The organism is Proteus sp. PR00208 (assembly GCF_016238545.1).
GTDB lineage: Bacteria > Pseudomonadota > Gammaproteobacteria > Enterobacterales > Enterobacteriaceae > Proteus.
Genome location: NZ_JAEHQE010000002.1, coordinates 1 through 24,189, shown reverse-complemented (window position 1 = coordinate 24,189; position 24,189 = coordinate 1). Strand labels below are relative to the sequence as shown.

The following is a 24,189-nucleotide window of genomic DNA, read 5'->3' as shown; positions in this document are numbered from 1 at the left end:
GATCTCTACCACAAAAAAAGCACCATTGAGGTGCTTTTTTAATAAATATTTTACAATTGAGATGACGCGATTTAGCTGTCAGAAATGTCAGCAAAAAGTGGAGTGCTTAAATAACGTTCACCTGAAGAAGGTAAAATAACCACAATTTCTTTATTTGCAAATTCTGGTTCTTTTGCGAGTTTTACTGCAGCTGCAATAGCTGCACCTGAAGAAATACCCGCAAGAATACCTTCTTTAGTCATCAGTTCACGAGCAGTATCAAAGGCTTCTTCGTTAGTGATTTGAATAACACGATCCAGTAACGATAAATCTAGGTTTTCAGGAATAAAGCCAGCTCCGATACCTTGGATTTTATGTGGACCCGGTTTTATTTCTTCACCTGCGAGAGCTTGAGTTATAACAGGGGAGCCTACTGGTTCAACAGCAACCATTGTTACCGCTTTACCTTGTGTCTTTTTCAAATAGCGACCAATACCCGTAATAGTACCACCAGTGCCGACGCCAGCAATAACAGCACCTACTTCACCATCAGTATCATTCCAGATTTCAGGACCTGTGGTTTTTTCATGAATTTCTGGGTTAGCTGGATTACTAAATTGTTGTAGTAAAAGGTAACGCTTAGGATCGCTATCACGAATTTCATTGGCTTTATCAATGGCACCTTTCATGCCTTTTGCGCCTTCAGTCAGCACTAAATTAGCACCTAATGCTTTGAGTAATTTACGGCGTTCTACACTCATGGTATCTGGCATCGTCAGTGTTAATTTGTAGCCACGAGCTGCTGCAACATAAGCCAGAGCAATCCCAGTATTACCACTGGTAGGTTCTACAAGCTCAACGCCTTCTTTAAGAATGCCTTTTTTTTCTGCATCCCAAATCATGTTGGCACCGATACGGCATTTTACACTGAAGCTTGGGTTACGAGATTCCACTTTAGCCAGAATGTTGCCATTTCCGAAATGTTTTAAGCGAATTAAGGGAGTGTGCCCAATAGTTTGCGAGTTGTCTTCGAAAATCTTGCTCATTTTTATCCTCGGTACATAATTTTTATAAGGTCAGATGAAATTACCATACGCCATCAAGCTAAAGATGGAAATAAGCTTTATGAATATACTTATACCTTTTTTCTCTTTTTATTCCAAAAGGTTCTAATCAAGAGTCAGTGAGACGATTCACAAATTAATAAATCAAGAGATGTACAGTATATTGATGGCTGATAATCTATTTTTAACCACATTTACTGCAAATACAGGGGTCATAATGGAAACCATTGAAGAGTTGATTAGTGCGCTTGAACTCGCCGTACCTGAATTAGATGCGCAAGCTTTGCGTGAAAATTTACCCGAGTCAGATGCTCAAGAAGATGTCCTTAATTGGCTATATGAATCACTCTCAGCTCAAGGATTAATGGACTATGTGGAGTGGACAGAATATTTCGGTGATATTCCTGATCTAAAATCGTTAGAGCACATCTCTTTGCCTGAATCACCGAGTGCGTTGATTTTATCTCAAGTTGAAAATATTGACTGGGATGAGGTGAGTGTAGATCCTTATATGTTGCCTTATGAACTACCTTATTTGGAATATATTAACCACTTTTTGACAGAAAAAGGGTTACGATTGGTCGATCTCACACCGTTTGAAAATGCTTATATTCTCTGCATTCGAGATGATGAAGAGATTATTGAAAAACTAGATGGCGCATTAAATATCTTTGAAATGGGTATTAATGAGCGTGAGCCGATGGATAGAGAAGAAACGAAAGATTATATTCGTTCATTAATTGAGTAGTCTGGTTAATAACAAAATAAGCTAAATCACATTTTAGAAAAACCATAAAATAAAACCCCGTCTAAGAAGAATAAAACGGGGTTTTTTTATATTTATCGATATGTCGCTAAATTAGGTTTACCACTGCCCATCTTGCACATGTTGTTTACGATAACGATCGCACCACATTGCTGTTGCACCACAGATCGCAACTGGCATGATGACTAAATTTAGAATAGGGATCATGGTAAAAATATTAATAATCATACCAAATTGAAGATTATTCCATTTATCCTGTTTAAGCGAAGATTTCATCTCTGCAAATGAAATTTTATGGTTATCAAATGGAAAGTCATTATATTGAATTGCCATCATCCAAGCACCAAAAGCAAACCATAAAACAGGCGCAACGGTTTGTCCGATAGCAGGAATAAAATAGAGCAATAACAAAACAATAGCGCGAGGTAAATAATAAGCTATTTTAGTTAACTCACGCTTTAAAATACGTGGAACATCTTTCAATATACCTGCAACACCCGTATCTGGTGGGGCAATGCCAGTTATTTGGCCTTCTAATTTTTCAGCCAATAATCCATTAAACGGAGAAGCAATAATGTTGGCTAAGGTGCTAAAGAAATAAGTGAACACTAATAAGATAAAAATAACGGATAATGGCCAGATCAAATAACTCAACCACTGTAACCAATCAGGAATTTTTTCCATCATCCAATTGACCATGCCATCAATTTGACCATATAGCCACCAAAAAGCGCTTCCGAGAATAATAATGTTGGCAAGTAAGGGTAAGATAACAAAACGCTTCAGCCCTTTGCGTGTAATTAAACGCCAACCAAGAGCAAAATAATGAAATCCATTTAAATTTTTATTCGTTTCTGTCAAATTTGTCATACTTCCTATTCTCTCCAATGAGGGCAAGCTAGTATCATATAGGGAGATAATCAGCCTTACTAGTCATGAATTGTCTAAAAAACGCGCATAAGAGATTGAAGTGTGTATCTTTGTGACAAGAAAATTAAGTATTGGCTTGCACTTATGAGCATTGGCAAATACTCTTAGTAAAAAGTAATATTTGCCAACGTGGCTATTAAACCTCAAGACAACAGAGATAGAAATGATGCAGCAAAATTTGCGTCTGATATTAATCGTTGTTGGTGCGATTTTAATCATAGCTTTGTTATTACACGGCTTATGGATTGGTCGAAAAGAGCGTTCTAAGCTTTTCCGTAATCGCCCAGTAAAACGTCAGAAACAGAATTATCAGTCAGATGAGAACGATGACGAACCACAATATGCTGAGGTTAGTCATCAGACATCAACTTTATCCTCTACTGAAAAGCGGGAGAGTGAGCCACCGATAAAATCGGAGCCTCTACATGAACCTGAAATTTCAGTGGTAGATAGAGATCCATTAATGTCTGAAAACCAAACAAAAGGGAATTCTCACGACACTTCATTACAGCAAGAGCCAAGCCTTGGTGTTTTTGATGTTATTGAAAATGAGCCTGTACCGATTGTTAGGGATGAGCCAAAACAAGCTCCTGTGGTTAATGTTGCGAGTGAAATAAAATCACACGTTAATACAGTAAGCCCATCAGCGAGTTTTGAGCCTTCAATTTCAGAGACAACGGCTCATGTGACTCCTGTTGAAACTGAGGCTTCGCATCATGCTCCGGCTGAAGAGCCAAAAGTTGAATCTGCTCCGCAAGCAACAGAAGCAGAGAAAGAGCTGGTTATTGTTCTAAACGTAAGTGCACATCATGGTCAAATGCTGGATGGTGAAGTGTTGATGCAAAGTATCATTCAAGCTGGATTCCAGTTTGGCGAAATGAATATTTTCCATCGTCATCTCAACCCAACAGCCAATGGGCCTGTGTTGTTTAGTTTAGCGAATATGGTGAAACCAGGAACATTTAACATTGATACGATGGCTGAATTAACGACACCAGGTGTATCGATGTTTATGATGGTGCCATCTTATGGTGATGCTAATCAAAACTTTAAATTGATGTTACTTACGGCTCAACGAATAGCATCTGATGTAGGTGGTGTTGTGCTGGATGATGAACGCAAACTCTTAACGCCACAAAAAATCGAGCTTTATAAATCTAGAATTCGCAGGACGCTGGATTTAAATCAATAGCTTTATATCTGTAAAAAAAGCCCCCGCTTGCGGGGGTTTTTCTTCTTTGGTGATAATCATGAATAAAAACACTCAACAAAAAATTGATAAACTTCGCGTTACTCTACGTCACCATGAATATCTCTATCATGTCATGGACGCACCTGAAATACCTGATGCTGAATACGATCGCTTAATGAATGAGCTAAAAGCATTAGAAGCTGAACACCCTGAATTAATTACCTCTGATTCGCCTACACAGCGAGTTGGTGCTTTACCCCTAACGGCATTTGAGCAAGTGAGACATGAAATTCCGATGCTCTCCTTAGATAATGCTTTTGATGAAACAAGCTATCTGGCTTTTGATAAGCGTTTACGTGATCGTTTAAAAAATAGTGAAGAGATCACTTTCTGTTGTGAATTAAAATTAGATGGATTGGCAGTGAGTTTACTTTATGAAAATGGAGTATTAGTACAAGCTGCAACGCGTGGTGATGGCACAACAGGGGAAAATATCACTGAGAATGTGAGAACAATCAAAGCTATTCCACTGCGTTTATATGGTGAAGATATTCCTGCTCGTATTGAAATTCGTGGCGAAGTCTTTATGAATGAAAAAGGCTTTGAATATTTAAACGAAGAAGCGCGCCGCACAGGCGGAAAAGTTTTTGCTAATCCTCGCAATGCCGCAGCTGGCTCATTAAGACAGCTTGATCCTCGTATTACAGCAAAACGTCCATTAACCTTTTTCTGTTATGGTGTCGGTGTACTTGAAGGTGGCGAATTACCTACAAGTCACTATGAGCGCCTACAACAATTTAAAAAGTGGGGATTGCCTGTTAGCGATGCTGTAAAACTTTGCACTGGTAGCAAAGCAGTACTTGATTTTTATCACCATGTAGAAGAAGTTCGCCCCAATTTAGGTTTTGATATTGATGGGGTTGTTATCAAGGTTGATGATATTGCATTGCAAGAGGAACTGGGTTTCGTATCAAGAGCACCACGCTGGGCTATTGCTTATAAATTCCAAGCTCAAGAGCAAATGACGATTATCAAAGATGTCGAATTCCAAGTAGGGCGCACTGGAGCGATTACACCTGTTGCGCGTTTAGAACCTGTTCAAGTTGCAGGTGTTGTTGTGAGTAATGCAACGTTACACAATGCTGATGAAATTGAACGCTTAGGAATACGCATTGGCGATACGGTCGTTATTCGTCGAGCTGGTGATGTTATTCCTCAGGTTGTCAGTGTGATTGAAGAAAAGCGCCCTGATGATGCTAAAGAAATTGTCTTTCCGACACATTGTCCTATTTGTGATTCTGATATTGAGCGCATTGAAGGCGAAGCGGTTGCTCGTTGTACTGGTGGCTTAATTTGTGGAGCGCAACGTAAAGAAGCACTTAAACATTTTGTTTCACGTCGAGCTATGGATGTCGATGGAATGGGCGATAAAATTATCGACCAACTGGTTGAGAAAGAATATGTCAAAACACCAGCAGATCTCTTCTGTTTAGATGAAAAAATTCTATCTGGTTTAGAGAGAATGGGTGAAAAATCAGCTAAAAAATTGATCACTGCTTTAGATAAGGCTAAATCAACGACATTTGCACGTTTTATTTATGCACTTGGTATTCGAGAAGTCGGTGAAGCAACAGCAAGTGGATTGACAACACATTTCTCAACCCTTGATGAATTACGAAATGCAGATGTAGAAGCGCTAAAATTAGTCCCTGATGTGGGTGATGTCGTCGCTAAACATGTCGTTAATTTCTTCCAAGAGGAACACAATAGAACGGTTATTGATCAATTGATCAATGATGCCGGTATTACATGGCAAGCGCCTGTTATTGTGACTCATGAAGCGGGTGATAATCCTTTTGCGGGTAAAACCGTTGTGTTAACTGGGTCACTTGCACAGTTAACGCGTGATGAAGCAAAAGACAGATTAATGGCGTTAGGCGCAAAAGTAAGTGGAAGTGTTTCTAAAAAAACTGACATGGTCATTGCGGGTGAAGCAGCAGGCTCTAAGTTAGTGAAAGCTAACGAATTAGGGATAACTGTTATCGATGAAGATGAAATGATACGATTACTTGATCAATCGAAATAATCATCCTAATATTTAATAAATGCTACTGGGGAAATCTTCTCAGTGGCATTTTCACTTAAGCTAAATTCACATTTAATGTTTCTTAAGTAACTTTCAAAGTGTGATCAACCTATCTTATTTAATAAATAGTGTGTATGCGGTTTCATGAGATTGTGACAGTAGTCACATCGTAATGTTACGCGTTACATAAAATGCTCTACAAGATTTATTTTTATTTTTGGAGCATGCATGTCCTCTATCATTCACTTCGTTTTAGCACTCGCCGTTATTGGCGCATTAGCATTCGTTGCGAGTAACAACCGCAAAGGGATCCGTCTGCGTTATATCGTGCAGTTATTAGTTATTGAAATCGCATTAGCATGGTTCTTCCTCAACTCTGATGTTGGTGAAGGCTTTGTTCGTGGCTTCGCTGGATTATTTGATCACTTATTAGGCTACGCCGCACAGGGTACTGAGTTTGTATTCGGTGGCATGATGAAAGGTGGTTTAGCATTCTTCTTCTTGAATGTTTTATGTCCAATTATCTTTATTTCTGCATTAATTGGTATTCTTCAACATATCAAAGTATTACCTTTCGTGATCCGCATTATCGGTACTGTGCTTTCTAAAGTGAACGGTATGGGGAAACTGGAATCATTCAACGCGGTGAGCTCACTGGTTCTTGGCCAATCAGAGAACTTTATTGCCTATAAAGATGTATTAGGCAAAATGTCTCAGCGTCGTATGTACACTATGGCTGCAACAGCAATGTCGACAGTATCTATGTCAATTGTTGGTGCATACATGACAATGTTAGATCCAAAATACGTTGTTGCTGCTCTGGTACTGAATATGTTCAGTACATTTATCGTTCTTTCTGTGATTAACCCATATTCTGTTGAAAATGAAGAAGATATTCAAATGGGTAGTCTGCATGAAGGCCAAAGCTTCTTTGAGATGTTAGGTGAATACATCTTAGCGGGTTTCAAAGTTGCATTAATCGTTGCTGCAATGTTGATTGGTTTCATTGCATTAATCGCTGCTGTGAATGCGATTTTCAGCATGATTTTTGGTATCAGCTTCCAAGATTGTTTAGGTTACGTTTTCTATCCATTAGCATGGGTAATTGGTGTGCCAGAACAAGATGCATTACGTGTTGGTAGTGTGATGGCAACAAAATTAGTGTCTAATGAATTCGTTGCAATGGGTAGCTTACAAGATATCGCTTCTGAGTTAACACCACGCTCTGTGGGGATCTTATCTGTATTCTTAGTCTCATTTGCTAACTTCTCTTCAATCGGGATTGTAGCAGGTGCGATTAAAGGTCTGAATGAAGTACAAGGTAACGTTGTTTCTCGTTTCGGTCTGAAATTACTGTTCGGCTCTACATTAGTAAGCTTCTTATCAGCCGCTATCGCAGGTCTGTTTGTTTAATCTCTGAAGATAAAACAGATAGCATGTGAATAAAATAACAATGTAAACAGCGTCACTTGTTAATCAAGTAACAGAAAATAAAGCAGTACCTTTGGGTACTGCTTTTTTTATCTTTAAATTGCCCTATAATCGGTTCTATTCCTTCAATGACAACGTGGTAGAAAACATGCTAGAGAAACAGCATCTTATCGATATAGCAAACACTCAAATGCCATTTGGTAAGTACAAAGGGCGTATGTTGGTTGATTTACCTGAAGAATATTTATTGTGGTTTGCAAAGAAAGGCGAGTTTCCTGAAGGTAAGCTTGGTCAACTTATGGAGATGACCTTAGCAATTAAAATTGAAGGTCTAGAAGGGTTATTAAAGCCATTAAAGCGGTGATGCTAATTATTGTTTATACCTGATTTTTCAGGTGGTAATGCATTAATAATTTTTTGGCTTAATTCAATAAATAATGACAATACATTTTCTAATTCACTCTTTTTCATAAATATGCCATCTCATGAATTATGTTAACTAAAGTTAATATTATCAGGCCATTCATTTTTTATGGCTTGAATATGGGCTTACCCGCAATATTAAAAAGTAGAGGGAGTAGAAAACAAAAAATCCCGAAGATTTCTCTTCAGGATCTTAAAATTCTGGTGGAGCTAAACGGGATCGAACCGTTGACCTCTTGCATGCCATGCAAGCGCTCTCCCAACTGAGCTATAACCCCACATATTAGATTGTTCTAGAAGTATATTGGTGGAGCTAAGCGGGATCGAACCGCTGACCTCTTGCATGCCATGCAAGCGCTCTCCCAACTGAGCTATAGCCCCAACATACTGGAACGGGCTTGATAATAGGCAACAAGCACAATACTGTCAATCAGTTAATCTCACATTATTTATTGATTGCTGAAAAAGAGTACAAAAAAAAGATACATTCCCCATTTTAGGAATGTATCTTTCTTAATAAGCAAGATTAACGTGGCAATTAAGCTTGGTTTTCTCTTTCAGTAATAAAGTCTAATGCTTTATTAATACGTGCAATGCTACGCGTTTTACCAATAGCGTGAACGGTAACATCTAAGCCAGGAGATTGACCTGCACCTGTTACAGCAACTCGTAATGGCATGCCCACTTTACCCATACCCACTTCTAATTCATCAGCAGTATCTTGAATGGCTTGGTGAACATTTTCAGCCGTCCACTCTGTAATTGCTGATAACTTATCACGAACAACTTCTAATGGTTGACGAGCTACTGGGCGTAAATGTTTTTTCGCGGCAGCTTCTTCAAAGGTTTCGAAATCAACATAGAAGTAATGGCAACTTTCAGCCATCTCTTTTAATGTTTTGCAACGTTCGCCTAATAATTTGATCAGTTCAACCAATGATGGACCATTACTGGTATCAATATTTTGTTGTTTGATATGCCAATCTAAATGAACTGCAACTTTCTCTGCTGGCAGTGTATTGATGTAATGATGGTTTAACCAAAGTAATTTATCAGTATTAAATGCACTTGCTGATTTACTGATAGCTTCTAAAGTGAAGTGTTCAATCATTTCATCAATAGTAAAGATCTCTTGGTCACCGTGGGACCAGCCTAAACGTACTAAGTAGTTTAATAGTGCTTCTGGTAAATAGCCGTCATCACGATATTGCATTACGCTGACTGCGTTATAACGTTTAGATAGTTTTTTACCATCGTCACCTAAAATCATTGATACGTGAGCATATTCAGGTACAGGCGCACCTAATGCTTTGAGAATATTGATTTGGCGAGGTGTGTTATTGATATGATCTTCACCACGAATGACGTGAGTGATTTCCATATCCCAGTCATCAATAACAACACAGAAGTTATAAGTTGGAGAGCCATCAGTACGGCGAATAATCAGATCGTCAAGCTCTTGGTTACTAAATTCTATCGGGCCACGAATTTTGTCATCAAAAATAACAGAACCTTCTTGTGGGTTTAAGAAACGCACAACATGAGGCTCATCAGCGCTGTGATTATGGTTACCGCCACGGCAACAACCATCGTAACGAGGTTTTTCACCTTTCGCCATTTGATCTTCGCGTAGTTGTTCTAAACGCTCTTTAGAACAATAGCAACGGTATGCAGTACCCGCAGATAACATTTGATCAATCACTTGGTTATAGCGATCGAAGCGTTTAGTCTGATAATAAGGACCTTCATCCCAATTCAGATTTAACCAATTCATACCGTCCATGATTGCATCGATGGCTGGCTGTGTAGAGCGTTCTAAGTCGGTGTCTTCTATACGCAGTACAAATTCGCCCTTATTGTGACGGCTATATAACCAGGAATAAAGTGCGGTACGCGCACCACCAACATGTAGATAGCCAGTAGGACTTGGTGCAAAACGGGTTTTTATTTTACTCATTGGGATTGCCTTTGTACGTCTTACTTATATATAGATAAGTAATCGTGATTATCAAAAAAACGAAATGGTTGCCTTATTTTATCACTGGATGCTAATTCCTCAATGGCATTAAGCTTTTAACAGAGATAAATTTTTCAAATTGATGATTTTTTGTTTGACGAAGAGTATCCGTAGGATTACTTTGGTTAATTGCTGTGTCACTTATGGTGCTAAAAAAAGCATCTTGACTAAAAATAAAACGAACGATCATTTTCACGATAAAAAACTGATAAAAATCGTTGACTCATAGCGCAGTATCCCTATAATGCACCCCATCACGACGGGCGGTTAGCTCAGTTGGTAGAGCATCTCCCTTACAAGGAGGAGGTCGTTGGTTCGAGCCCAATACCGCCCACCATTATTTTTCGTTGTGATAAGTTGTATGATTTAGTGTAATTGGGCGGTTAGCTCAGTTGGTAGAGCATCTCCCTTACAAGGAGGAGGTCGTTGGTTCGAGCCCAATACCGCCCACCAATTACATTAAAGCGTGGTAGTGAGAATTTAGTCATCATGAAGTGGGCGGTTAGCTCAGTTGGTAGAGCATCTCCCTTACAAGGAGGAGGTCGTTGGTTCGAGCCCAATACCGCCCACCACTTCATCCGGTTATTTCGCGCAATATCACACAGTTAGGTATGGGTCGTTAGCTCAGTCGGTAGAGCAGTTGACTTTTAATCAATTGGTCGGGCGTTCGAATCGCCCACGACCCACCATTCCTAAAAATACAACATAAAGTAGTGAACATTGTGACGGGTCGTTAGCTCAGTCGGTAGAGCAGTTGACTTTTAATCAATTGGTCGGGCGTTCGAATCGCCCACGACCCACCATTCACAAAGCTACTTACAGATTTACGCAAAATTATTAAATGGGTCGTTAGCTCAGTCGGTAGAGCAGTTGACTTTTAATCAATTGGTCGGGCGTTCGAATCGCCCACGACCCACCATTTAATAATAAAGCGGGCGGTTAGCTCAGTTGGTAGAGCATCTCCCTTACAAGGAGGAGGTCGTTGGTTCGAGCCCAATACCGCCCACCACTTCTTTATTCCTTCGTTATAATTTCTTCTTTGTTCTCCCTAGTACTTCTCAAAAACAAGCAACAATAGTTATTTTGTTTTTAATACCTGTGTTATTGCCGTTTAGTTGCATTCTTTTAAGCCTTAATTGTTTTTTCTATATCTGTTGTTTTATCATCTTGCTCATACATGCCCCGTTCATGACCGCATATCCTTACTCACATGCTTTCCTAATCCTTGTATTGGCATATACCCAAGGCAATACTTAGCGGCTTATCTTGTTCCTTTGGTGCTATTCGTTTCTAAGGCTGTTTTAACTTGCTATTGCATTGTGTTTTCTGTGAAAAGTGATCATTAGTCGGTTTCTTTATTACGCTTTTTTACATTCTGTTATGTTTTTATCATTTAAAGTGGAGGCGCTTAAAAAGAAAATCACTCTTCTATTGTTAAGTTAATCATTTGGGATGAGGGGGCTCAGTAGAAAGTATGTATTTATTTTTGAGTGGAGCTCAAATCTTGAGCCGAAAATATTAAAAAAATTACTCTAACTGAAAAAGAAAGAACTACTCTCTTTAGGCGTAGAAATAGGCATTTTCAGTTTATTAATAAAATTAAATAACCTCAGAGACACGGTTATAAATTATTTGAGTACTTTTTATGAGCAATATCTCTCATAAAATGAGTAAGTTAAAACATTTTAAATCAGCATTGAAAAATATGTGGCACGCATTTTTTAAGAAAAAATTCAGAAGATTAAAAGATAAAAATAGGGCTTTATAGTTAATACTTCTTACTTTTTATAAACTATAGGATAGCGCTAACAAGAAGAAAGATAAAATATAATGATGTTTTATCTTCTTTATTCTTCTTTTTTAAAGATATGATAGAACGGAATATCTTATTTAACTCCATGATTTAAAATAAATTAATCTTAAAATTTGATATTTATCAATTTTTTTCATCATAATGAACTGGATAGTAAATGATATAAAGCAAAAAACACTTGTTTCATCATTAAGTGATTTGTCCTGAAGTGGTTAATTTCATTTTTTACGAAAAATGGAGAAAATTGTGCATTTAGTAGGAATATAAATTATATAAAAATATTAATGTTTATTTTGCCCTAAGAATAACTCTTATATGGAATAGGTGTGATTACTTAGGACGTAAAAAGATTAATTTTTGTTTTTTTTAACAAAATTAGATCATGCTAAAGGCGATATTTAATAGTTCATTCCCTCGTTAATTTGGCTTAAGATGCGATGATTACACTATTTTTGTAATGCATCAAATACGGGTATTTGAGTGAAAAAGAAAGAATAGTATTTTATGCTCATAAAAAGAATGGTTTTTATGGTAATAAGCATAATCTTCAAATAACTTACTGATAAAACAAAAATATTTATATTAACATTCACCTTTTTTCTATTTCATAAAGAAGATTTTTAATCTAATTGAAAATTAAAATAAGTTATTCATTAATAAAAATTCAAAAAAAATGCGTAATTAAATCTATAATTTTTTATTCTGGAGTAATAAAGAATTGTGGATCTTGAAATATATTTAGTTGAAAGAGTAAGGGTTTATGCTTATATAAATTAATTAACAAATGTTTAAAATGAGATTTATATCTATATTTCAATGTAATGCATGTAATTCATTGAAATTAAAGTGTAATATTGACTTTTTTATAAACTCATCAGATTTCATTGATATTGCTTAAGCTATTTAATAAAAATAAGAAAATCGTTACCTTTATGAGGTTAATTTATTATTTTAAATAAATTAGACTGATATAAGTTGATTTATTTTTACACAATTCAAACAATCGCACTTTAAATTAAGCTTGTAGTAGATAATAATTCTAATTAATGAGTAAAGTTTAAGGGAAAAAAAGCGTAATTTTATAAATAAAATATTTTAAATGCATGAAAATAAAGGAAATATACCATTATCCTAGGTATTCTTTACTAGTGTGAGTAAATCATTGTGCTTGCACTGTCTTTTTTCGACTAGTTGAAAGTGTTTAAATGCGTAGTATATTATTTACATATGATAAGTCATGTTATGAATTGTAATATTTCTTATCTACTAAAAATAATATTTTATTAAAACAAAAAGGTGTCCTCGATAGTATATATTTTTATATATTATTACGCAGGAACACACCATTATAAAATTAGATATCAATCAAAGTGAAAAGCGAGAACAATATTATGAGTAGCAAGTATCCAGTCGCTTATGCAGTTGGACAAAAAATTAAGTCATTAAGAAAATCTCAAGGTTATACTGTATTTCAGTTAGCAAAAGAGATTGATATTAGTGAACAACAGTTATTTCGTTATGAGCGTGGTGTAAACCGTATTGATATTGATTGCTTAGTTAGAGTACTTGAAGTACTAGGCGTTAATATTGGTAGCTTCTTTGAAGAAGTAACAGGTGGAATAGCTCAAGAAACTGAGCGTAATGAACAACATATTCCAGCTCATTTCGATAGCAAGGCTCTTTCTATCTTCTAATAATATTCTTAAATTAGAAAGTAACTCATTTTAGAATAACTAAATTGAGTAAGATAATTCTTATATGTAAGTGTGTCTCTCTGGTTAGTTAATAATAAGAATTTTCTTAATAGATGAAATAAAGCCTCTATATGAAACCAATGCCCTTATTAGGGCATTTTACGTATATAGAGAATGAGAATTTTTAATTTTAAGAAAAAAAGAATAATTTTATTACAAATGAACTGAGAATTTCATACTTAGAGAAATATATTCTCGTATTTATTTGTATGAGAAAAAACAGCTAATTAATACTTGTTTAGAATAAGCTTCCCATAAAATTACCTCTTATATTACCCACCACGATTTCACCTCCTGATAACATTTTTGAAGCTATTAAACGGATAACTTATGTCTTTTATACCAATAAATTTAAAAAGAATGAATTTTAATATGATAAAGACAAAATGTGTGCGTTGGAGGAAATACGTTATTAGATCAAAATTTAAGTATTTATCATTAAATGACTATCTATGGATAATAGTAGTTAATATCACATTGGGATGGGCTATTGTTGCCTCTTCGCTGTGAATATGAAGAGACGGTAACAGTTAGTCTTTGAGAGGTTTAAACATTAATGTGACAGCAGGACTTAATCCATTTTCGGTATGATTTGATCCACCAGCACGATAAGCTGTTTGATAACCAATTGCTGCACTCATTTGCCAATCTTCATGATACCCATCGCAAATGCAATGTATATCATTGTATAAATATTTATATAGCGAAAGTGGGCGCCGACTATACACCGAATAACATGTAAATAAAATGATATATTTGCTAATAATAAAACTATAAAATTATTTCTGAATTAAGATCAAAAAAATGCCCGTTCAAACGGGCATTTTAGGAAATGAAACGTAACAGAAGGAATATTGAGAAATTAATGCTCTGTTTTTTCTGCTATGGAACCATGATCATCATGTTTCTGGTGACGGTGATGACCATCGATCATGCTACGGAATGTTTGAGTGAAAGTATCACCCAGTGTGCATAAGTAGAAGTGTGCACAAATAAACATTAATGCCACTATTCCTAATACTAAGTGTGCTTTTAGCATCCAATAGCCATAACCGAGGACTTCAGGATATAAACATAATAATCCAGTAACAAGTAACAGTGGCACTAAACCAAACATCACACCTAAGTAAGCGAGTTGCTGAAGTGGGTTAAATTTATCAGTTTCAGTTGCTGCGAAAGGATGTGGTTCACCTTTCATTATACCGTAAAGATAAAAGCGAGCTTGTTTGATACAACGACCAATTAATCCGCTAAATCTTACTTTGTAATGCACACCGTTACTGGTTGTTAGATTGATAAAAATAAAACTAATCCAGAACGCGATAAGTACAAAACCACAGATCTTATGTAATAGCACCATTGAAGTGACATTTCCGATAGAGAAATGCCCTAAAAATCCGCTTAATAGTAATAGGATAAACAGTAAAGCATTACCCCAGTGCCAAAAACGAATTGCTTTAGAATATAAATAAACTCGCTCTTCTTCATAATGACCAGAGTGTTTTGGTGCAAGGGCATAGCGTAGTAAGCCATGAATAACTAATACTGCTATCATAGCAACGATTAATAAACCAGCTGCCATTAACCATACAGGCCAATAATCTGGCGTATAATGGAGTTCTGCTCCCCAGATACTAGTCATGCTTTATCTCCCTGATGGATTTCTTTACGACGGAATAAACTTGGTTTTCCGACATTATCTAATTGGTATTGATAAACGGATTTTTGTTTGATCCAAGCCTGAATTTCAGGTGAGTCGATGCGACCAAAAGCAAGTGCATCTGTTGGGCATACTGATACACATGCAGGTAATTCACCCTCAGCTAATCGAGTATCAGAACAGAAGTTGCATTTGTCTGCGATATGCGTCATTGGATTGATATAACGAACATGGTAAGGACAAGCACCAACACAGTAATCACAGCCGATACACAGCTCTTTTTTCACCTGAACGATACCATTCTCATCAATAAAAGAGGCACCAGTAGGACACACAGAAACACAAGGTGCATCCTCACAATGCTGGCAAGAAACACGGAAAAATTGGTAATGTGGGTTACCCGCTTCGTCGTCATGAGGACCTTGAATTTGGACTTGAAGTCGGCTAAATCCTTCTGGAATGTCATTGATGACTTTACACGCAACAGTACAAGCTTGGCAGCCAATACAACGTTTCTCATCATGTAACATGACAAATTGTTTATCATTATTGTTCATCGTTATTTTTTTCCTTAAGCCCGACTAATTCTGACACCTGATGTATGCACATCAGTACCTGATACAGGACTAATTTCATGAGGTAATAAGTTGCCACAGTGAACGCCTGTTGTAGTCGCTGCTGTTTTCGCACCTGCTTTTGCACCTGATCCCATATAAACAAATACGGTGTCAGGGCGAATGCCTTCAGTGATCAAAGCATGTGCTTTTTCTTTGCCTATACTGTTTTCCAGAATGATTTCATCACCATGTTTAATTCCATGATTTTTAGCTGTTTCAGGGTGTAGCCAAACTGGGTTTTCCCACATTAATTCAGCTAATAATGGTACGTATTGTGTTGCACCATTAGTATGAACGGCGACTTTACCTTGGATAAAATAAAGCTCGTCTTTTTCTTTTAATGGGAAGTTGTGGAAGCGTGGAATACCATAGTTTTCTAAACGGCTTTCTAATTCTTCAGAGTAAATTTCAATTAAGCCACTTGGTGATTTAAATGAGAGAGCTTTTTCCATCATATCATTGTCATCAACATGCTTAATCGCATCAGGATATTGTTCTACGAACGCTTTAACATAGGTAGGTTCACGTAATAGCAATGGAATACCATAAGATAAATAGCCTTTTTTATGGATTTCTTTATACAGTGCCTCATCGCCATTAACTTGATACAACTGACGAACTCCCATATTTTCCCAAGGAAAATATTGGCTTAGACCTAATTTTTTACCTAGTTCCATCCAAATTAACCAGCTTGGTTTTGTATCGCCAATAGGTTCAACAACTTGCTGGCGTAAGGCATAAGCAGGATTTAGCCCTGAAACATCAGAAATCTCTTCATCACGCTCTAAATAAGTGGTTTCAGGTAACAGATAATCTGCATAAGCAGCACTTTCACTTAAATACACATCACAGCTAACAATTAAATCTAATTTCTGTGCTGCTTTTTCCAACTCTGGACGACAACTGACCGTTTGGAATGGATTATGACGAGACATAATCCATGCTCTTGTTTGATACGGCACACCTTCTAAAGTTGAATCAATAATGGACTGAACAATACCACCACCTTTATTGATGTATTTGAACTGAGGTGCTGTTGCATCAATGCGTTTTGCGGTAATTTCAGGCATACCTTTAACGCTTGGTTTCGCTAATTCAGGAGCAACATTAATGCCTGCTAATTTATTATATTTTGAAGCTGCTTTTTTCTGATACATACCGCCTTCACGTTCAATATTGCCGAGTAAGGCATTGAGGGTGAAGATCATTCTGCGCATATTGATTTCTTCTTTATTAAAGGTTGCGCGGTGACCAGGCATAATCAGTGCATGAGGTGCTTTTGCTGCTATTTCGCGTGTGATACGAACAATATCTTCAGCGGGAACATCAGAATGTGCTTGAGCCCATTCAGGTGTTGTATCTTGTAAAACGTCTTTTAATTGTGGGAAGCCAACGGTAAATTTCTCAATAAAATCTTTATCGTAAAGATCTTCTTTAATAAGAATATGGCTCATTGCCATTAAAACAGGTAAATCCCCGCCAGGGCGGATTGCGAACCACTCATCTGCTTTACTTGAAACGACAGATAAACGAGGATCAAAACTGACTAGTTTTGCACCACGCTCTTGGGCGTTCATTAGTTCGTGTGTTTCAGAGACTTCAATACCTTCATAAAGGTTATGACCGAAAGAGATAATATACTTTTGCTAAATCCATCGCAAGATCGCCACCCATCATCACTGATGCTGCAATGGCTTTACCCGCAGGGCAAGTCGATGCGTGTGTAAAGGTGTTCGGTGAACCAAATGCGGCTGCCAAATGGAAAAGGTGAGAAGAGAGTGAACCTGATTTAGATGAAAAAGAGATACTTTCTGCACCATAATTTTGTTTTATGGCATTCATTTTTTCTGCAATTTCTTGATAAGCTTGTTCCCAGCTTATTACTTCCCATTCACCAGCACCTCTAGGGCCTTTGTGTTTCATGGGTTTGACAATCCGATTTGGATCATTAACTAGGCTAACGCCACTTCCACCTCTTGCACAAACTCGGCTACTTTGGTGTTCCGCATTTCTATTTCCTTGGATAAAAACGGTCTTGTTGTTAACAACCTGAGCTTCTATCGGACAACGATAAGAACACATTTCACACAGGCTAGGTGTTAATTTTGACTGACCCTTAAGAGAATCTACAGGATTAAATGCAAGTGCACCTGGTGGTAAACTACTCACGGTACAACCCACACATCCTATTCCCATCCCCTTAATAAAAGAACGACGACTAATACTCATATAACCTCCAGTTTCTTCTTATAGCTAAATATTATATACAGACAGTTAAATAAATATTTGAAGGCGTCTCCATTTTATTAATCCATAAGTGATGACTTGGTTGTAAATAATAAATAATAGAGAATAAGACGTTAATAAATGTCACTAAATAATTTAACTAAAATAGACAAAATCAAATGATAATTATTTTCCTCCATTGGATACTATTATAAAAGTTTGGAGAAGAAATAGGAGATTTTAAGGGATATAACAGTTGTAGATTGTTCTTTTAAATTCACTAGCTTATATTATCAATCTATTTTATTAAAGTGTATTTAAAATATATGATTAATAATAATTTAAATTTGACAAAAAAGCCTATCGATATATAATTATTTATATATCGAAAATTCGTTATATTGTAATTAATTTGTTATTTAAAAATCAGAATAAATAATATTTTTTATTTTGTTTAAATCCAGTTTCTTCTTAAATTATTTTCTTTTGAAAAACAGCTAACTTATTATTTTGATGATAAATACAAATAAAAAAGAAAAATAAATTGGTGATTAATAATACAAAAAAGGCTCAGTAAAACGTGAACAAACTGATGCTAAATACGAGACAATTTATAAATTATTGTTCATTATGTTTAAATATTAATTAATGATATTAATAGTTATGGAACTGTATCGTGATTGTCAAAAAGAGATATTTTTTGTTTTATGTGTCTTAATATCATTAATGCTAAGTGAAGGTGCGTAGGAAAAAGATAAGGTGAAATGTTAAAAAATGGCGATTTTTTGAACACTCAAAACCACCATTTGCCACTATTTTATGTGTAGCCATTATTGTTTTTTTCGTTATTTATTGCCTTTGTCTCTTCATAGAAGAAAGGATTTAAAACAGCATGACAATCAAAACAAGACTCAGTAACAGAGGATAGACTCTTGCATGCCATTTGTCGGGAATACGAGATAAAAAGCGTTCAGAGATCTTCAAGCCAACCCAAGTGCTACAAATCAGAATAAGTGCAGCTTTTAGCCAAATATAACCAATAAAACCAGATTCACTATTTAAAGGTGACGTAAAAGAGAGGGCGACATAAGTGAATGTTGCAGTGAGTGCTAAAGGTAAGGTTAATGCATTGGCGATTGCTGCTGATTGTGCCATTGGTGTTCCTCTACGGCGCAATAAAGGTACTGTCATCACACTTCCACCAACCCCTAGAAAAGCGGCAATAATACCAATTACTGTACCATTAATGCTTTCTTTTGCTTTGGTCACTTTTTTTGAGTTGTGAGTAGGAGCCATAAAACCGGGGCGAAAATAGCAGTCTAATATAGTGACAAAAAGATAACCAATAAAGATCCATTTGATCCACACACCTTCAACTGTTAAGGCGAGAAGAGCACCTAAGATCCCACCAAAAGCGATACCAATAAACAAAATGAACATGATATTCCAATCAAGCCTTTTGGCCTTATGGTGTTTAATGGTTGTGACTGTCGCAGAAAACAACATAATTAATGCAGAGGTAGCAACTGCGATTTGCATAGCATGTTCAGCAGGTAAACTGCCTATTCCCCAGAGTGTAAGAATAAGTGTATAGAGTAAGGGAACAGTGACAAAGCCACCGCCAAAGCCAAATAACCATGTTGTGATGCCTGAAATTAAACCAAAAGAAATCAGCCAGAGTGTCATTTCAAATCTCCTGTTGAGTCAGGAGATTAACAATATAGAATAAAATGATGGCTTACCCACGCGATAATGACAAGTTTATACGAATTTAGGACAATTTAAATATTATGCGTAATATCGATATCAACAGTGTGGATAACCTTCCTCGTGATATTTTAGCATTAGGCTCTGATTATCCTTATGACACATTACTTGAAGCTCACCATCATCGACGAGCTCAATTTTTATATGCCCCTAATGGGGTAATGAAAGTTAAAACAGAAGATGGTCAATGGATTGTATTACCTTACAGTGGCGTGTGGATCCCAGCAGAAAAGGTACATCAAGTGCTGATGTTGGGGAGTAGTACTTATAGTCTCTATATTGAGCCTAATAAAATCCCTCGTCACTCAGAATATTGTGAGGTTTTACAAGTTTCCCCTCTGCTTCATCAGCTATTACTTTCGGCCAATGAACTTCCTTTACTTTATGATTTAGGTGGACGAGATAGTGCATTATTGACTTTGCTTTGTCATGAATTAGCTCATGCTAAGCCATTGCCTTATTTTACACCATTACCGCAACATGCTTTATTAGATGAATTGTGTACTGAATTTATGTCACAACCTAATATTCGCACGACACCAGAAATGTGGGCTGAAAAATTAAATAAGAGCCTACGTACTTTTACCCGTCTTTTTCATAAAGAAACGGGTCTTTCTTTTCGAGACTGGCGTCAAAAAGCGTGTTTAATGTATGCGTTAACCGCTTTAAAGAGAGGTGATTCAGTTACTGAAGTTGCTTTAGAACTGGGTTATGAAAATCCGAGCGCCTTTAGTGCGATGTTTAATAAAGAGATGGGATATTCACCGAAATTGTTTTTAAAACAACTGAAAGAGTTTTAATAGAACAGACATATATAAGAACAAACCATAATCATTGATGCTGATATTTATCAGATGGTTTTTAAGCCAAATTACATTGTTCAAAAAAGAAACAAAAAAATTCCTTCCAATATCAGTGCGTTAAAACTTGATTAATAGAGAGTGAGGGGGGTAGAATATAGCCCGTCCATAAGTTGTACTTAATTTTATTACGTATGTTCCCTTAGTTAAATGGATATAACAAGCCCCTCCTAAGGGCTAGTTACAGGTTCGATCCCTGTAGGGAACGCCATCTATTACCCATCCTGTAAATTTAAATATTATTCCTAGAGCAGTGTTTATCAGTTCACGCTATTATCACCCTTGTTTTACTTCTTCGTTCAATCACCAATAATATATTTAGGTTTTTATATGGACATAAAATCAATTAATGATATTCGATATCTGTAATTTTTATTTATTACTTATTTTTTTCTACTGGTGGGGTGTAACTCTAGGCTAATTGATATTCTTGTACCTCCTGAAAATTTCTATCAAGTTTCAGAAAAAGTTTATCGTTCAGGACAGCCAACACCGGGTGAAATGAAATGGTTAGAAGCCCAAGGCATCAAAACGATTATTAACTTACGCGAATATCATAGTGATAGTGATGATGCAAAAGGGACACAATTAGAAACCTTCCAAGTAAAAATGAACGCTAATAGAATTACTGATAAGGACGTTATTGAGATATTGCGTAAAATAAATAGCACGTCTGATCCTGTATTTTTTGTTTAAAAAATAAATTACTGCTAGATTTTATTTAGTCTATTTATAAGGTTTATTTTTATGTCATATTATACAACTTTTCCAGCAATTATTATTACCATCACTTAGTGGTGGTAATTGATTGTATTTAAGAACTCTCCTGATGAGCGTTTTTTTTATTTAAATTCCTTATCTGGCTTAAAGATAAGGAGAGGAAAATTTTCACTACTGAAGAATTGGAACAATATACCCAATTGCTAACGCAATTAATAACCAATGCAGACCAAGCTGTTACTGACGAAAATCTTGAGTATTTAGTGAATTTTTATACTGAAAATGGCACGTTAGTGGTTAAAGATGATTTTCATATTTCTGGTAAGCCCTCACTAAAAAAGCATTTTTCATACTTAGATCCAGAAGAGCTATTAGCGATAAAAGAATATAATTAAATCACACCATGTATTTTTATATTAGCCTAATAATATTGGGCTAATATTTTAAATCAGCTCGATAAGGTAATCACAAAACCCGAATTATCTTATAAGATCAAAACCTAATAAAAGTACCACTTATCATGCATTGACAGTATTATGTGTAGAGTTTATGAATATGCGAACTATGATGCTGCTCATCATAAGATAATTAGCGGAGAACATTATGAAGTATCGCCTGTGCGGTGTTGCTCTTTCAGTCGCCTTACTTTCAGGATGTGCAAGTACCCCTAATAATGGGGAGGGGCGCTCTGACCCATTAGAAGGGTTTAACCGCCAGATGTTTGATTTTAACTACTATGTTTTAGACCCCTATATCTTACGTCCAGTTGCCGTTGTTTGGCGTGATTATGTGCCACCACCAGCAAGAAATGGCTTATCTAACTTTTTAGGTAATTTAGAAGAGCCTGCAAGTATGGTAAACAGCGTATTGCGTGGTGACTTTGAAAAAGGTGCAAAACATTTTGGTCGTTTCTGGATTAATACCGTTTTTGGTATGGGCGGTTTAATAGATGTTGCTGGCATGTCTAAAGAGACGATGGAAAAAGAAGTCCCAATGCGATTTGGTAGCACATTAGGGCATTATGGTATGGATTATGGCCCTTATGTTGTTGTTCCGGGCTATGGTAGCTTTACTGTCCGTGAAGAAGGTGGTGATTGGGCTGATTTAACGTATCCTATGCTGAGCTATTTAACATTTTGGATGTCGGCGGGTAAATGGGCATTAGAAGGCATTGAAACACGAGCACAATTGCTCGACTCTGATGCAATTTTACAAAACTCGTCTGATCCTTATCTAATGATGCGTGAAGCCTATTTCCAAAGTAATGACTTCCAAGCGGGTACAGTAAAAGAAAACCCTAATGCGAAAGCCATCGAAGATGACTTAGATTCCATTGACTAACCTTTGCTGTTAGTTTTATGTATAAATAAAAAAATGGTCTTAAAAAAGACCATTTTTTGTATAAAAATACAGTGGAAATTAAAAACGGTAGTTAAAGTTCATACCGTATAACCATGCTTTACCTGATGATTCAAATTCATAAGCAGGCAATGGTAAATCTTCAGATAATTTCTCTTTGATTGTGACTTTTTTACCGTGCATATACGCTAAGCCCACATCAACAGACATATCTTTATTAAATGCGTAAGTTGTACCAGCACTTAACCAGAAGCGATCTTGGTCTGGAATGGAAATAGAACGTTTATCAGCGGGAACTGGGCTATCATCAAAGGCAATACCGGTACGGAATGTCCAGTTATCATCGTGATAATAGGTTGTACCTAAAGCCACACGCCATGCATCACGGAAGCCTTCTTCTTTCTTAAACAGTTGTTGACCATCGCTCTTACGTGTTGCTCTTAACTCTTCAAACGCACTCCAACTGGTGTAAGCGAAGTTATAGTGAACAGCCCATTTTGGTGCAACACGGTGATAGGCCGCAAATTCCCAAATTTCAGGTAGGTTAAGATCCAGCTTACCTTTAATGGTTTCTCCGTTAGTGCCGACAATTCCCATTCCTTCGAGTTGTGGAATAGAGCGCAAATCACTTTGATATTCACCGTCTTTAAATTTCACTTTTACTTTAGAGCGATAAGTGAAGCTAATGCGGTTACCTTCATCAAATTCGTATAATAGACCTGCGTTCCAGCCAAAGCCCCATGCATCACCTTTTAACTGAGCAAAGCGATCGCTAGGAGATAAGCTTGATAAATAACCACCTAATTGTTCCATGCCAGGCTTTTGAGATAATGCGCCACCTAACACTTTACCCGCTTCACCAACATGACGAGTAATTTCCGCATCAGCGTAAAGAGCATTTAACCCTAAACCTACACTAAATTGGTTATTTACACGGTAACCTGCACTTAAGTTTAAGTTCATGGTTTTCAGATCAGTTTTACCGCCGATAAGTCCTGCAGGATAATCGTTAGGGAAATCTGTCGCTAAACCAAAGTTTGTTGTACCTGATGCGCCAATGGCCCATTTATCATTGATGGGTGCTACAAAGTGGATATTAGGTACTAATGCACTTGGTGCGATATCTTTTGCAGTGGTATCAGTACCTGTAAGAGGTGATTTACCTTTAACATCAACGCCTGGGTTAATGAGAATAGCACCGACAGAAAATTCGGGGCGATCAAACATAGTCAGTGCAGCTGGGTTTCGGCTACCTACGCTTGCGTCATCGGCAATAACGCCTTCCCCTGAAAATGCACGCCCTAGTGCTGAAGTTGAATATTCATTTAACTGAAAACCGGCAGCGCCTGCTTGAGAGGAGATTGCTCCTACAATGGCAGCTAGTGCTGTGCGAGTAAACAGGTTTTTACGGTTCATGACCTAAACCCTCATAATTTTTTTAAGTTAGTAACTTCTGATTAGAAGCGCTGGATTTTAGGTGCGGTTGTCGTTATGACAAATCAGACCAGTTGATTAAGTATAAAGG

The 24,189-nt window shown here is 36.7% G+C and carries 17 protein-coding genes, 10 tRNA genes and 1 pseudogene; 18 read left to right on the top strand and 10 right to left on the bottom strand.

What is annotated here, in order from left to right; all coding sequences use genetic code 11:
* Window positions 1-71: 71 nt before the first annotated feature.
* Entirely contained in the window at window positions 72-1,025 is a 954-nt protein-coding gene (cysK, locus tag JEP36_RS02425) for a cysteine synthase A (RefSeq protein WP_109370945.1), read from the bottom strand.
* 235 nt (window positions 1,026-1,260) lie between these two features.
* On the opposite strand from cysK, the gene JEP36_RS02420 reads away from it, so the two are divergent.
* A complete protein-coding gene (locus tag JEP36_RS02420; protein WP_232797507.1) occupies window positions 1,261-1,791 on the top strand; it encodes a hypothetical protein in 531 nt (176 codons plus the stop codon).
* A 117-nt stretch (window positions 1,792-1,908) separates the two neighbouring features.
* On the opposite strand, the gene cysZ is transcribed toward JEP36_RS02420, so the two are convergent.
* A complete protein-coding gene (gene cysZ, locus JEP36_RS02415) occupies window positions 1,909-2,679 on the bottom strand; it encodes a sulfate transporter CysZ (protein ID WP_198619742.1) in 771 nt (256 codons plus the stop codon).
* A gap of 226 nt (window positions 2,680-2,905) precedes the next feature.
* On the opposite strand from cysZ, the gene zipA reads away from it, so the two are divergent.
* The 4 genes from zipA to JEP36_RS02395 all read left to right on the top strand — a co-directional run bounded on the left by zipA (window position 2,906) and on the right by JEP36_RS02395 (window position 7,812).
* The gene (gene zipA / locus JEP36_RS02410) at window positions 2,906-3,931 is read left to right on the top strand and encodes a cell division protein ZipA (RefSeq protein ID WP_409281909.1); all 1,026 of its coding nucleotides are present in this window, start codon (window positions 2,906-2,908) and stop codon (window positions 3,929-3,931) included.
* Window positions 3,932-3,989: 58 nt separating this feature from the next.
* Window positions 3,990-6,017 (top strand): NAD-dependent DNA ligase LigA, encoded by a 2,028-nt coding sequence (ligA, locus tag JEP36_RS02405; RefSeq protein WP_198629836.1) that lies wholly within the window; start codon window positions 3,990-3,992, stop codon window positions 6,015-6,017.
* A gap of 228 nt (window positions 6,018-6,245) precedes the next feature.
* Window positions 6,246-7,430: a NupC/NupG family nucleoside CNT transporter gene (locus tag JEP36_RS02400; protein ID WP_099073755.1), complete on the top strand. Its 1,185-nt coding sequence runs from the start codon at window positions 6,246-6,248 to the stop codon at window positions 7,428-7,430.
* Window positions 7,431-7,596: 166 nt separating this feature from the next.
* Window positions 7,597-7,812 carry a DUF3820 family protein gene (locus JEP36_RS02395; protein ID WP_023581656.1) on the top strand — a complete coding sequence of 72 codons (216 nt, stop codon included), beginning with the start codon at window positions 7,597-7,599 and terminating at the stop codon, window positions 7,810-7,812.
* Window positions 7,813-8,073: 261 nt separating this feature from the next.
* On the opposite strand, the gene JEP36_RS02390 is transcribed toward JEP36_RS02395, so the two are convergent.
* From JEP36_RS02390 to gltX, 3 genes are all read right to left on the bottom strand, one after another.
* Window positions 8,074-8,149, bottom strand: a tRNA-Ala gene (locus JEP36_RS02390).
* Between the two features lie 27 nt (window positions 8,150-8,176).
* A tRNA-Ala gene (locus JEP36_RS02385) sits at window positions 8,177-8,252 on the bottom strand.
* A 157-nt stretch (window positions 8,253-8,409) separates the two neighbouring features.
* Complete coding sequence (gene gltX, locus JEP36_RS02380; RefSeq protein ID WP_109370941.1) at window positions 8,410-9,828, bottom strand: glutamate--tRNA ligase; 1,419 nt, start codon at window positions 9,826-9,828, stop codon at window positions 8,410-8,412.
* Between the two features lie 321 nt (window positions 9,829-10,149).
* Here gltX and JEP36_RS02375 point away from each other — a divergent pair.
* The 8 genes from JEP36_RS02375 to JEP36_RS02340 all read left to right on the top strand — a co-directional run bounded on the left by JEP36_RS02375 (window position 10,150) and on the right by JEP36_RS02340 (window position 13,395).
* A tRNA-Val gene (locus JEP36_RS02375) sits at window positions 10,150-10,225 on the top strand.
* Between the two features lie 40 nt (window positions 10,226-10,265).
* A tRNA-Val gene (locus JEP36_RS02370) sits at window positions 10,266-10,341 on the top strand.
* Window positions 10,342-10,384: 43 nt separating this feature from the next.
* Window positions 10,385-10,460, top strand: a tRNA-Val gene (locus JEP36_RS02365).
* A 41-nt stretch (window positions 10,461-10,501) separates the two neighbouring features.
* Window positions 10,502-10,577: transfer RNA gene (locus JEP36_RS02360), tRNA-Lys, on the top strand.
* A 38-nt stretch (window positions 10,578-10,615) separates the two neighbouring features.
* A tRNA-Lys gene (locus tag JEP36_RS02355) sits at window positions 10,616-10,691 on the top strand.
* A 40-nt stretch (window positions 10,692-10,731) separates the two neighbouring features.
* A tRNA-Lys gene (locus JEP36_RS02350) sits at window positions 10,732-10,807 on the top strand.
* A gap of 14 nt (window positions 10,808-10,821) precedes the next feature.
* A tRNA-Val gene (locus JEP36_RS02345) sits at window positions 10,822-10,897 on the top strand.
* A 2,195-nt stretch (window positions 10,898-13,092) separates the two neighbouring features.
* Window positions 13,093-13,395: a helix-turn-helix domain-containing protein gene (locus JEP36_RS02340; protein WP_196533856.1), complete on the top strand. Its 303-nt coding sequence runs from the start codon at window positions 13,093-13,095 to the stop codon at window positions 13,393-13,395.
* Window positions 13,396-14,317: 922 nt separating this feature from the next.
* Here JEP36_RS02340 and phsC read toward each other — a convergent pair.
* The 4 genes and pseudogenes from phsC to JEP36_RS02320 all read right to left on the bottom strand — a co-directional run bounded on the left by phsC (window position 14,318) and on the right by JEP36_RS02320 (window position 19,644).
* Window positions 14,318-15,097 (bottom strand): thiosulfate reductase cytochrome B subunit, encoded by a 780-nt coding sequence (gene phsC, locus JEP36_RS02335; protein ID WP_198625809.1) that lies wholly within the window; start codon window positions 15,095-15,097, stop codon window positions 14,318-14,320.
* Complete coding sequence (locus JEP36_RS02330) at window positions 15,094-15,672, bottom strand: 4Fe-4S dicluster domain-containing protein (RefSeq protein ID WP_023581663.1); 579 nt, start codon at window positions 15,670-15,672, stop codon at window positions 15,094-15,096. Before JEP36_RS02330 ends, phsC begins: the two co-directional genes overlap by 4 nt.
* 14 nt (window positions 15,673-15,686) lie before the next feature.
* A pseudogene (gene phsA, locus JEP36_RS02325) lies at window positions 15,687-17,961 on the bottom strand (thiosulfate reductase PhsA).
* A gap of 879 nt (window positions 17,962-18,840) precedes the next feature.
* A complete protein-coding gene (locus tag JEP36_RS02320) occupies window positions 18,841-19,644 on the bottom strand; it encodes a sulfite exporter TauE/SafE family protein (RefSeq protein ID WP_198629835.1) in 804 nt (267 codons plus the stop codon).
* 104 nt (window positions 19,645-19,748) lie between these two features.
* Between JEP36_RS02320 and JEP36_RS02315 the strand changes: the two genes are divergently transcribed.
* The 5 genes from JEP36_RS02315 to mlaA all read left to right on the top strand — a co-directional run bounded on the left by JEP36_RS02315 (window position 19,749) and on the right by mlaA (window position 22,646).
* Window positions 19,749-20,525, top strand: coding sequence for an AraC family transcriptional regulator (locus tag JEP36_RS02315; protein ID WP_109370937.1), 777 nt, complete (start codon window positions 19,749-19,751; stop codon window positions 20,523-20,525).
* A 196-nt stretch (window positions 20,526-20,721) separates the two neighbouring features.
* Window positions 20,722-20,796 (top strand) — tRNA-Arg (locus tag JEP36_RS02310).
* A 188-nt stretch (window positions 20,797-20,984) separates the two neighbouring features.
* Window positions 20,985-21,281, top strand: a complete 297-nt coding sequence (locus JEP36_RS02305) for a fused DSP-PTPase phosphatase/NAD kinase-like protein (protein WP_198619747.1) — start codon at window positions 20,985-20,987, stop codon at window positions 21,279-21,281.
* A gap of 224 nt (window positions 21,282-21,505) precedes the next feature.
* Entirely contained in the window at window positions 21,506-21,700 is a 195-nt protein-coding gene (locus JEP36_RS02300; protein WP_198625805.1) for a hypothetical protein, read from the top strand.
* A 208-nt stretch (window positions 21,701-21,908) separates the two neighbouring features.
* Window positions 21,909-22,646 carry a phospholipid-binding lipoprotein MlaA gene (mlaA, locus tag JEP36_RS02295; protein ID WP_109370934.1) on the top strand — a complete coding sequence of 246 codons (738 nt, stop codon included), beginning with the start codon at window positions 21,909-21,911 and terminating at the stop codon, window positions 22,644-22,646.
* 78 nt (window positions 22,647-22,724) lie between these two features.
* Here the strand turns inward: mlaA and fadL are convergent, their stop codons facing one another.
* Complete coding sequence (gene fadL, locus JEP36_RS02290; protein ID WP_198629834.1) at window positions 22,725-24,080, bottom strand: long-chain fatty acid transporter FadL; 1,356 nt, start codon at window positions 24,078-24,080, stop codon at window positions 22,725-22,727.
* Window positions 24,081-24,189 lie beyond the last annotated feature (109 nt).

Excerpts from the sequence above, each read along its gene's own strand:
- JEP36_RS02320 (WP_198629835.1), bottom strand. The coding sequence starts at position 19,644 with ATGACACTCTGGCTGATTTCTTTTGGTTTAATTTCAGGCATCACAACA.
- JEP36_RS02330 (WP_023581663.1), bottom strand. The coding sequence starts at position 15,672 with ATGAACAATAATGATAAACAATTTGTCATGTTACATGATGAGAAACGT.
- JEP36_RS02395 (WP_023581656.1), top strand. The coding sequence starts at position 7,597 with ATGCTAGAGAAACAGCATCTTATCGATATAGCAAACACTCAAATGCCA.
- gltX (WP_109370941.1), bottom strand. The coding sequence starts at position 9,828 with ATGAGTAAAATAAAAACCCGTTTTGCACCAAGTCCTACTGGCTATCTA.
- phsC (WP_198625809.1), bottom strand. The coding sequence starts at position 15,097 with ATGACTAGTATCTGGGGAGCAGAACTCCATTATACGCCAGATTATTGG.
- fadL (WP_198629834.1), bottom strand. The coding sequence starts at position 24,080 with ATGAACCGTAAAAACCTGTTTACTCGCACAGCACTAGCTGCCATTGTA.
- JEP36_RS02340 (WP_196533856.1), top strand. The coding sequence starts at position 13,093 with ATGAGTAGCAAGTATCCAGTCGCTTATGCAGTTGGACAAAAAATTAAG.
- ligA (WP_198629836.1), top strand. The coding sequence starts at position 3,990 with ATGAATAAAAACACTCAACAAAAAATTGATAAACTTCGCGTTACTCTA.
- JEP36_RS02420 (WP_232797507.1), top strand. The coding sequence starts at position 1,261 with ATGGAAACCATTGAAGAGTTGATTAGTGCGCTTGAACTCGCCGTACCT.
- zipA (WP_409281909.1), top strand. The coding sequence starts at position 2,906 with ATGCAGCAAAATTTGCGTCTGATATTAATCGTTGTTGGTGCGATTTTA.
- cysK (WP_109370945.1), bottom strand. The coding sequence starts at position 1,025 with ATGAGCAAGATTTTCGAAGACAACTCGCAAACTATTGGGCACACTCCC.
- cysZ (WP_198619742.1), bottom strand. The coding sequence starts at position 2,679 with ATGACAAATTTGACAGAAACGAATAAAAATTTAAATGGATTTCATTAT.
- mlaA (WP_109370934.1), top strand. The coding sequence starts at position 21,909 with ATGAAGTATCGCCTGTGCGGTGTTGCTCTTTCAGTCGCCTTACTTTCA.
- JEP36_RS02315 (WP_109370937.1), top strand. The coding sequence starts at position 19,749 with ATGCGTAATATCGATATCAACAGTGTGGATAACCTTCCTCGTGATATT.
- JEP36_RS02400 (WP_099073755.1), top strand. The coding sequence starts at position 6,246 with ATGTCCTCTATCATTCACTTCGTTTTAGCACTCGCCGTTATTGGCGCA.